This is a genomic window from Acidovorax sp. HMWF029, from assembly GCF_003060895.1.
GTDB lineage: Bacteria > Pseudomonadota > Gammaproteobacteria > Burkholderiales > Burkholderiaceae_C > Acidovorax.
This window is the reverse complement of sequence record NZ_QAIH01000140.1, coordinates 1-6,514: the sequence shown is the minus strand read 5'-3', so window position 1 is coordinate 6,514 and position 6,514 is coordinate 1. Positions and strand designations below refer to the sequence as shown.

The following is a 6,514-nucleotide window of genomic DNA, read 5'->3' as shown; positions in this document are numbered from 1 at the left end:
GGTCAAGGCTACGGCCTCCATGGCCTCGGGGCCGTGCAGCTACATGAACGTGTTCGACCAGTCCTGCTCCACCGTGGAGAGCGCGGGCGCGCGCCGGGGCGCACAAATGGGCGTGCTGCGCATCGACCACCCCGATGTACACGAGTTCATCACCGCCAAGCGCACACCGGGCCGCTGGAACAACTTCAATGTGTCGGTGGGCGTGTCGGACGAGTTCATTGCAGCCGTGCAGAACAACGCTCAGTGGGAGCTGGTGCACAAGGCTCGCCCCGGCGCTGCCTTGCTTGCCCAGGGCGCCCGCCAGCGCGCCGACGGCCTGTGGGTGTATGCCACCGTGCCCGCACTTGAGCTGTGGGACACCATCATGAAGTCGGCCTACGACTTTGCCGAGCCAGGTATCCTGTTCCTGGGGCGTATCAACGAAGACAACAACCTGCACTACTGCGAAGACATCGCGGCGACCAATCCCTGTGGTGAGCAACCGCTGCCGTCTTACGGTTGTTGTGACCTGGGGCCCATCATCCTCACCCGCTTTGTGCGCCACCCCTTTGGTTTTGGCGGCGTGGCGGCGTTTGACTTTGACGCGTTCAACCAGGCCGTGGCGCTGCAGGTGCGCGCACTCGACAACGTGCTCGATGTGACCTACTGGCCGCTGCCGCAGCAGCAGGGCGAGGCCATGGCCAAGCGCCGCATTGGCGTGGGCTTTACTGGCATGGGCAACACCTTGGCCATGCTGTGTTTGCGCTACGACCGGCCTGAAGGCCGCACCATGGCGGCGCGCATTGCCGAATGCATGCGCGACGCGGCCTATGCCGCATCGGTGGACCTGGCGCGCGAGAAAGGGGTGTTCCCGAAGTTCGATGCCAACGGTTACCTGGCCGAAGGCACCTTTGCCAGCCGCTTGCCGCAGTCGCTCCAGGCGGCCATCCGCGAGCACGGCATTCGCAACAGCCACCTGCTCTCCATCGCGCCCACCGGCACGGTGAGCCTGGCCTTTGCCGACAACGCCTCCAACGGCATCGAGCCGCCGTTTTCTTGGATGTACAAGCGCAAGAAGCGCGAGTCGGACGGCAGTACCACCGAGTACGCGGTGGAAGACCACGCCTGGCGCCTGTACCGCGAGCTGGGCGGCGATGTCGACGCGCTGCCGGATTATTTTGTCTCGGCCCTGGCCATGCCCGCGCAAGGCCACATTGCCATGATGGAGGCCGTGCAGCCGTTTGTGGACACGGCCATCTCCAAGACCGTCAACATCCCGGCCGATTACCCCTACGAAGACTTCAAGGATTTGTACCTGCAGGCCTGGCGTGCCAGGCTCAAGGGCTTGGCCACCTACCGGCCCAATGCCATCCTGGGGTCGGTGCTGGAGACCCATGCAGCGCCTGCGCCTGCGCCGGCAGCGGCCCCCGCCGCGCCGCCCGCACCGCCAGCGGACCCCATGCGCACGGTCATCGAAAGCCGCCCGCAAGGCGGCCTATCGGCCGTGGCCGAAAAGCTCGAATACTGGACGCAGGAGGGCCACAAAACGCTGTACCTCATCGTCTCGTTTTTGCCCGTTCCCACCGGCGTGGGCAGCCGAACGGTGGACCGCGCCATCGAGTTCTTCATGCCCGTGGGGCAAAGCGGCGAGTCGCAGCAGTGGATCACCTCCAGCATGCGCATGCTGTCGCTGGCCGCGCGCGGCGGTTTTCTGGAGCGAGCCCTCAGCGACATGCGCAAGGTGGCCTGGGACCGGGGCCCCGTGCGCCTGGGCCAGCACCGCAAGGATGATGGCACGCTGGTGCCCATGTGGCACGACTCCGAAGTGGCGGCCATGGCCTATGCCATCCAGAACATCCTGGCGCGCCGCGTGGCCGACCCGGTGCAGCAGCAGCTGCCGCTGGACGAGCCCGCGCCGCCGCCCGTGGCCGTGCCCCAGGCCATGGCGGGCAAAAAGTGCAGCGAATGTGGCGCCCATGCGGTGATCCGCAAGGACGGCTGCGACTACTGCACGCAGTGTGGCCACCTGGGGAGCTGTGGATGAAGGCCATGTCCCCACCACATGCTCCCGGGCGCTTGCGGTAAGCATCTGAAGGATTTCCCATGTCTGTCATCCCCTGGCCGTTGAACCCCTCGTCCCGCGCGCAGCCTGCTGCGGCGCAGGCCCGTGCTTCTGATGACGTGGCCGGGCTGGCGGCGGCGTTGATCCAGTCGCGCCAGACCATCCTGCCCAAGCGCCTGGGCGCGCCGGGCCCCGGTGCGGCGGAGTTGGCGCAGATCCTGAGCGCTGCCGCGCACGCCCCCGACCACGGCCAGCTCGTGCCCTGGCGTTTTGTGCTGGTGCCAGAGGCGTCGCGCACACCTCTGGCCGATGTGTTTGCCCAGGCGTTGCAGGAGCGCGACCCGGCTGCGACCCCCGAGCAGGCCGAGCAGGCGCGCGAGAAGGCCTACCGTGCGCCCGTGCTGCTACTGGCCGTGGTGGATGCCGAACGTGGCGACGCCGACATCGACCTGGCCGAGCGCACCGTGTCGGCCGGTTGTGCGGTGCAGAACATGCTGCTCATGGCCACGGCGCAGGGTTATGGCTCGGCGCTCACCAGCGGCAAGGCGCTCAAGGCCGACATCCTGCGGGCGCTGTTCCAGCTGGCGCCGTCAGAGGTGGCCCTTTGTTTCATCAGCATTGGTACCGTGTTGTCGCGCAAGACCGTGCGCGCGCGGCCCGTGGCCAGTGCCTATGTGAGCACGTTGGACGCAGACCGGGGCGTGGTGCCCGGCTTCTGATCTGATTGTTTTGACCTGGCTGTTTTGACCTGATTGTTCAATTGCGAGACCTTGTGATGGAAATTGCCAGTTTTGACGACCTGCTGCACGCCGCGCGCATGCAGCCCGAGCCCCAGCGCCTGCTGTTTGTGTTTGCCGCTGCTGAGTTGCCGGATGACGCCACCCCCGCGCAGCGCGCGCGTTTTGAGGCCGGGCTGGGCGGCGCCCTGGTGCCGCTGATGTGCGTGGACAAAACGCCGCAGGAGCTGGCCTCGTTCAGCGCTCTGGCGCAAGAGGCGCAGCAGTTCACCGCCCCGGGCCACGACTGGGCCATGGTGTTTGCGGCAGCGCTGCCCGGCACCTTGAACCAGGCGCCCACCAGTGCCGATGCCCAGGCGCCCCTGCAGCGCATGGTGGACGCCATCAAGGGCGGCGCACACGGTGGCTACATCCCGTTCAATCGCCAGGGCCAGCCTGTGCGGCTGGGCTGAGACGGTGTCCGCCATTCCCTCGGGCACAACCGCCCGCCACCTGCCGGGTTTCAGCGCCCCGGCCGTGGGTTTCGAGCAGCCTTTTGCCATGCTGGAGGCCTGCCACGAGCGTGTGTTGCGCACCCTGGCCTTGCTGGCGCGCCTGCGTACCCATGTGCAGCAGCACGGGGCCGACGCAGACGCCCGCCAGGCCGCGCGCGATGTGCTGCGCTATTTCGACATTGCTGCGCCGCTGCATCATCAGGACGAAGAACTGCATGTGTTCCCCCTGCTGTTGACCCATGCCGACCCTGAGGTGCGGGCGCTGGTGCAACGGCTGCAAGAGGACCATGTGGCGATGGCGGCCGAGTGGGCCGCAGCGCGCGTGCCTTTGCAGGCACTGGCCGAGGCGGCTGTGGCGCCGTTCACGCCCGGTGACGAGGCAGCTCTGGACCGGTTTGCCCGGCGCTATGCAGGCCATATCGTGGCGGAAGAGGGCACGGCCTACCCCGCCATGCAGGCGCTGCTGGCCCCCGTCGCACTGATCGCCATGGGGCAGGAGATGGCCGCGCGGCGCGGCGCCTGATGTTTGCTATAAAAAATATAGCTTTCTAGGCATGCTGGTCGCGCGCAGAGGCCTTTTTTTCTTGAGATTTCCGCCTGATAAGAAGACTCGGTAACGGTTTCCTTCTTGCGACGTCTGCCATACCGCCTCGGCAGGGCAGCAGCGGCGCCAGGCCGGTGGCGAGATACTCGGAGGTGCCTTGCTTGTAGGCGCGCATGCGAACGCCATCGGCCCCGTCGTTGGGGCACTTGGTCGTTGTGCGGCGTCGCCGTTCACTTTCTGTTGTCCGCCCCCGGCCTGCCGGCCTGCCGTTCTGCCTGTATGCGTTTCCCTTTTGTTGTCCGTGTTCTTGCCACGCTGGCCCTGGCCTGGGCCGCCGCCGCCGCCTGCGTCGCGCTCCATACCCCGCTGCCCTGGATGATCGGCCCGCTGCTGGCCACCTCGCTGGTGTCGATTTCGGGCGGCCCCACAGAAAGCTGGGGGCCGCTGCGCAACGCCGGGCAGTGGACCATCGGCACGGCGCTGGGCCTGTACTTCACGCCCGATGTGGTGGCGCTGGTCGGCGGCCTGTGGTGGGCTATCGTTCTGGGCATCGCGTGGGCGCTGTTCCTGGGCTGGCTGTTTGGCGCCTGGCTCTACCGCGTGCATGCGCCGCACATGCACGGCGTGCCCGCGCCCATGCTGCGCGCCACCAGCTACTTCGCGGGCGCCATTGGTGCGGCGTCCGAGATGACCTTGCTCTCCGAACGCGAAAACGCGCGCACCGACCTGGTCGCCGCCAGCCACAGCCTGCGCCTGCTCATCGTCACGGTGACGATTCCGTTTGCATTGCAATGGAGCGGCCTGCACGGCCTCGACATCCTGCCGCCCACGTTGCGCGTCGTGAGCTGGCCCGGGCTGGCGTTGATGGCGCTGATGACCGGCGTGGGCGCGGTGGTGATGGACCGGCTGGGCCGAGCCAACCCGTGGTTCATGGGCGCCATGCTGGTGTCCATGGGGCTCACGATGGCGGGCTTGAGCCTGTCGGCCGTGCCACAAGGCTTGGTGAACGCCGCGCAGCTGGTGATTGGTGTGAGTCTGGGTGTGCGCTTTCGGCGGGAGTTTTTGCGGACCGCCCCGCGCTGGCTGGCCACCGTGGCCGTTGGAACGCTGGGATTGATGGGGGTGTGCGCGCTGTTCGCCGGGGTGCTGGCCTGGGCCACGGGCTTGCCCTGGGTCACGCTGCTGCTGGGGACTTCGCCGGGCGGCATCACTGAAATGGCCATCACGGCCAAGGTGCTGCAGCTGGGTGTGCCGGTGGTCACGGCGTTTCAGGTGTGCCGATTGATTGCGGTGCTGATGCTGGTGGACCCGCTGTACCGGCGGATCTATCCCAGGGACGAACACCAGGCACTAAAAGTTTGAAAAGAAGAACTGCACGACAAAACTGGCGCGCCCCAGAGCCAGGGATGCCAAGCAAGGGCCGCCCCGCAGCGAGGGCATCGTCCCCCTGCCCGCGAAGTGCAGCGTAGCGAGAGCGGGGGGAAGCCGCGCAGCGGCTCAGGGGGGTGTCTTAGTGCACCACCACCGGGTTCTGCGCCAGCCCCGCATAGCGGTCCAGCGCGTCTTCCACTTCTTCCTGCGTTGGCGTGTCGCGCTGCCAGGCGAGGATCTGTTCCTGGAACATCTCGGCCCAGGAGCCGTCGAGGTACACCTCTTTGCCCGAGCGTTTGTCCACTATTTCAAAACCATGGCGGGCAAGCTGGGGAATGGCGGGGGCAGTGTCGTTGAGTGCCTGGGCGCTCTTTTTCTCCACGGCGTCGGGCAGCATATGGACCACCACAAAGGATTCTGAGTCGTAGAGCATGTGCATCGTGTTCCCCTTGTCGATATAGATGTCAGATGACAGCAGTCACGCAGAGTTCAAGCCCCGGGGCGGCATGCGGGGTATCCCGGCGGTGTGGTGGTGTCTTGTCTGGCCCTGAGACCAACGAGGACGCCTCCCGCGCCGCATCAACCCTGCGGCAACCAGTATTTCACGAAAACCGCAGGGTGCCGGGCTCGCGGGGCTTTTTTGCCCCGATGGCGTGTGGGCGCAACACTTGGCGCGGGGCCGTATCTGGCGTGTGCTCAGGGGGCGCTGCTTTCGCGCAGCAGCAGGTCGGCAAAGTCGCCGTTGGCCTGGGTGAGCTTGATGCGCACCGGCAGGTAGCCCTGCGCCGGGGCCACCCACAGCTCGGCCTTCTGGTCGTAGTCCTTGCGGGGCAGGCGCTGCAGCTTGAGTGCCGGGGTGGCGCCCGAGGGCAGATCCAGCGTTTCGGGGCCTTCGATGGTGAAGGTCCAGCGGTCGGCGCTGCGGGCGCTCACGGTGGTGAGGGTGATCTGGGTGCCGGGCACAAACCGTCCCGGGTCGGCCGCCAGCAGTGCACCGAGCTGTATGAACACGCTCAGGCGGTCCTGCACGCCGGGGCTGGCCGGGGCCTGCGGGGTGTTGGCGCTGAAGGTGACGCGGCCCTGGGCGTAGTCGAAATGCGCGGCCTGTTCGCTGCGGGACTTGTCGGAAAACTTCTCGGGCAACAGCCCTTGGGCCGTGATGGTGCCCACGCTGCGCTGCGTGCGGGTGCCGACCAGGAAGGCGCTGATCTCCTGCCGCGCCTCGTAGCGGCTGCCATCGTGCTGCCACAGCAGCTCGGCGCGGGCGTTGTAGGCCAATTTTTTGTGCTGCCCGCTCACGTCGAAGGCGAGCCGGGTGGGTGGGGGC

The 6,514-nt window shown here is 67.0% G+C and carries 7 protein-coding genes; 5 read left to right on the top strand and 2 right to left on the bottom strand.

From position 1 onward, the window contains the following. The 5 genes from DBR12_RS09660 to DBR12_RS09640 form a co-directional block, all read left to right on the top strand. Positions 1-2,023 (top strand): adenosylcobalamin-dependent ribonucleoside-diphosphate reductase (locus tag DBR12_RS09660; protein WP_108617042.1); only part of this gene is annotated, 2,023 nt, incomplete at its 5' end. Between the two features lie 59 nt (positions 2,024-2,082). Then, positions 2,083-2,760, top strand: coding sequence for a nitroreductase (locus tag DBR12_RS09655; protein WP_108617040.1), 678 nt, complete (start codon positions 2,083-2,085; stop codon positions 2,758-2,760). A gap of 56 nt (positions 2,761-2,816) precedes the next feature. Further along, positions 2,817-3,230 (top strand): ribonucleotide reductase subunit alpha, encoded by a 414-nt coding sequence (locus DBR12_RS09650; RefSeq protein WP_108617039.1) that lies wholly within the window; start codon positions 2,817-2,819, stop codon positions 3,228-3,230. An 88-nt stretch (positions 3,231-3,318) separates the two neighbouring features. Then, positions 3,319-3,795: a hemerythrin domain-containing protein gene (locus DBR12_RS09645; protein WP_108617041.1), complete on the top strand. Its 477-nt coding sequence runs from the start codon at positions 3,319-3,321 to the stop codon at positions 3,793-3,795. A gap of 300 nt (positions 3,796-4,095) precedes the next feature. Then, positions 4,096-5,178: an AbrB family transcriptional regulator gene (locus DBR12_RS09640; RefSeq protein WP_108617038.1), complete on the top strand. Its 1,083-nt coding sequence runs from the start codon at positions 4,096-4,098 to the stop codon at positions 5,176-5,178. Between the two features lie 148 nt (positions 5,179-5,326). Here the strand turns inward: DBR12_RS09640 and DBR12_RS09635 are convergent, their stop codons facing one another. Both DBR12_RS09635 and DBR12_RS09630 read right to left on the bottom strand, forming a co-directional pair. Continuing rightward, positions 5,327-5,626: a DUF3567 domain-containing protein gene (locus DBR12_RS09635; RefSeq protein WP_063459254.1), complete on the bottom strand. Its 300-nt coding sequence runs from the start codon at positions 5,624-5,626 to the stop codon at positions 5,327-5,329. A 257-nt stretch (positions 5,627-5,883) separates the two neighbouring features. Next, positions 5,884-6,514: DUF3108 domain-containing protein (locus DBR12_RS09630; RefSeq protein ID WP_146185505.1), on the bottom strand; the 631-nt coding region annotated here is incomplete at its 5' end.